Consider the following 3,018-nt stretch of genomic DNA (forward strand, 5'->3'; position numbering starts at 1 on the left):
TCAACGGCCTGAAGAAGGCCGGCGCCGACGCCTTCATCTATATCGGCGGCAACGACACGTCGGGTACCCAGCAGATCCTGACCGACGCCGCCGGCGGCTCAATTGCCTTTGTTCATGCGCCAAAAACCATCGACAATGATCTCGAGGAAAACGACCACACGCCGGGCTTTATTTCGGCGGCCGAGTTCGTCGCCGGCGCCTTCCTGTCCGTCGATCTCGATTTTCGCGCGCTGCCCGGCATCTATGTCGGCATCGTCATGGGCCGGCATGCGGGCTTCCTGACCGCGGCTGCCGCTGCCTGGCAGCTCGACCCCGACAGCGGCCCTCATCTCGTCTATGTGCCCGAGCGCCCATTCTCAGCCGCTGGCTTCATCGACGACGTGCGTGCCACGCTCGATCGCCACAAGCGCTGCATCGTCGCCGTTTCGGAAGGCGTCAGCACCGCCGACGGCAAGGCATTGGTCGAAAGCCTGGTGCCGCCGGACAAGCTTGAGCGCGACGCGCATGGCAACGTCAAGCTGTCGGGCAGCGACCTGCCGGCCGCACTCGAGCGCGCGTTGGCGGAAGGCCTGCCGGGCAAGCGTGCCCGCGTCGATGCGCTCGGCTACATGCCGCGCGGCTATATCGGCGCCATCAGCGCGGTCGACGCGCAGGAGGCTTTCGATGCCGGCGCTTTCGCCGTCACCGTCGCCGAACAGGGCGGCGGCTCGGTGGCGCTGCAATATGACGGCACCAGAACGGTGCTGAAGAAAGTGCCGCTCAAGAACGTCGCCGGCAAGACCCGCCACATGCCGGACGATTTCATGAAGCCCGACGTCAATCAGCTGTCGGATGCCGGCATGGCCTATCTCAAGCGGCTGGTGCCGGAAAAGTACAAGGTCGGGAAGCCCTTCGTCTGATGCCGGGCTCACACCTGATGCCCGGCTCACTTCGTATGCCGGACTCACACTTGATGCCGAGCTGGTTCAGCAGGAGCGTGGTCGACGGCAAGACGACGATGCTGACCGAGCCCTTCGTGCATGCCTATGTTCGGGCCAATATCTGGCATCTGCGCGGTCGCGATGCCGACCTGCTCGTCGACACCGGTATGGGCATCTGTCCGCTGGCGCCGCAGATCGAGACGCCGCAGGGCAAGCCGTTGCTGGTCGTTGCCACCCACATCCATCTCGACCACGTCGGCTCGCTGCATGAATTCCCGTTGCGGGCCGGGCCAAGAATGAGCGCGGCTCGGTTCGAGACCATGGATGAGGCCGCGACTTACGCCTACATGTTCCACGACCTCGAGGGTGCCGTCTCGAAACTGCCGGCGCCCGGATGGAAGTCGGCCGACTACAGGATCCCGCCCGCGCCGTTGACGCGAACCCTGGACGAGGGCGATGTCGTCGATCTTGGCGACCGGCAATTTCGCGTGCTGCATTTGCCGGGCCATTCACCGGATTCGATCGCGCTGTTCGACGAGGCCGACGGACTGTTCTTCAGCGGCGATGCCATCTACGACGCCATGCTAATAGACGACCTGCCGGATTCCGACCGGGCCGCCTATATCAGTACGATGCGGCGCCTGCTCGACCTGTCGATCCGTATCGGTCATGGAGGACACGGACCGAGCTTCGACGGCAAGCGCATGCGCGAGATTGCTACGGCCTATCTCGGACGAACCGCCGGTGGCTAAGGCTCCAGCGAGGCAGCAAGGCGCGACCCGACGACTTTGTGACCCTGCCGCCGTGCGGATATTAAATCTTCGTAAGGTCGCCCGAAAACCCTAAATCGGGCCAATCCGCGCCCTAGATGTAAGGCCGTCGATCCGGTTGGCTGCCATGTAGGCGAGACGGGCAATTGCAACCTCGACACGCCGATGACCGATTTCCCGCATGGGAGGCCACGGCGCTGGATCAACTCTCGCCCGGACAAACGACCATGTCAGATATCCTTCGTAGGCATCGCGTCGCGGCCTTGCTGGGCGCTGCGCTGATCATATCCCCCTTCGTCATGTCTTTCGCCCAAAGCGCGGGCAACACCGTTCCGACCACCCAGACACCTGTTGCCGGCATCACTGCGCCCAATGGCTCGTTCGCACCCATCGTTGCCGCCGACAAGCCGGCGGTGGTGACGGTCACCACCGTCATGAAGGCACAGCCTGAAACGATGAGCGATGCCTCTCCTTTCGACGGCGGCTCGCCTTTCGACGACTATTTCCGCCAGTTCTTCGGTGACCAGGGCATGCCGACGCCCAAGACGCCGCCGCAACAGCAACCGCAGCGCGCCGAGGCGCTGGGTTCCGGCTTCATCGTCGCCTCCGACGGCACCATCGTCACCAACAATCACGTCATCGATGGGGCCTCTTCGATCAAGGTGACGCTCGACGACGGCACCGAACTTCCGGCCAAGCTTGTCGGGCGCGATGCCAAGAACGATCTCGCCGTGCTGAAGATCAAGTCGAACAAACCCCTGCCGACCGTCAAATGGGGCGATTCCGACAAGCTTATGCCAGGCGACCAGGTGCTGGCCTTCGGCAACCCGTTCGGCATCGGCACCACCGTCACGGCAGGCATCGTCTCGGCGCGCGGCCGTGACCTGCATAGCGGCCCGTTCGACGATTTCATCCAGATCGACGCGCCGATCAACCACGGCAATTCCGGCGGTCCGCTGGTGGATGTCGCCGGCAATGTCGTCGGCATCAACACGGCGATCTATTCGCCCAATGGCGGCAGCGTCGGCGTCGGCTTTGCCATTCCGTCGGACCAGGCCCAGAAGGTGGTGGCCAAGCTGATGAAGGGCGGCTCCATCCAGTACGGCTATCTCGGCGTTCAGATCCAGGAGGTGACACCGGATGTCGCGAGCGCCATCGGGCTCGACCATCCCGGCGGCGCGCTGGTTTCAGAGGTCAATGACGGCTCGCCGGCGGCCAAGGCCGGCATCGAGACGGGCGACGTCATCACCAGCTTTGCCGGGCAGGACGTAAAGGACCCCAAGGACCTGTCGCGGGCGGTCGCCGATGTCGCGCCGGGCGCCACGGAA

The 3,018-nt window shown here is 64.2% G+C and carries 3 protein-coding genes; all 3 read left to right on the forward strand.

The window, feature by feature from the left end:
- On the forward strand, positions 1-899 hold an 899-nt coding region (locus EN932_RS32635), incomplete at its 5' end, for a diphosphate--fructose-6-phosphate 1-phosphotransferase (RefSeq protein WP_127390200.1).
- 53 nt (positions 900-952) lie between these two features.
- Positions 953-1,672 (forward strand): MBL fold metallo-hydrolase, encoded by a 720-nt coding sequence (locus EN932_RS32640; RefSeq protein ID WP_127368344.1) that lies wholly within the window; start codon positions 953-955, stop codon positions 1,670-1,672.
- A 245-nt stretch (positions 1,673-1,917) separates the two neighbouring features.
- On the forward strand, positions 1,918-3,018 hold a 1,101-nt coding region (locus EN932_RS32645; RefSeq protein ID WP_128369386.1), incomplete at its 3' end, for a Do family serine endopeptidase.

This window comes from Mesorhizobium sp. M7A.F.Ca.US.002.01.1.1 (assembly GCF_004022955.1).
Taxonomy (GTDB): domain Bacteria; phylum Pseudomonadota; class Alphaproteobacteria; order Rhizobiales; family Rhizobiaceae; genus Mesorhizobium; species Mesorhizobium ciceri.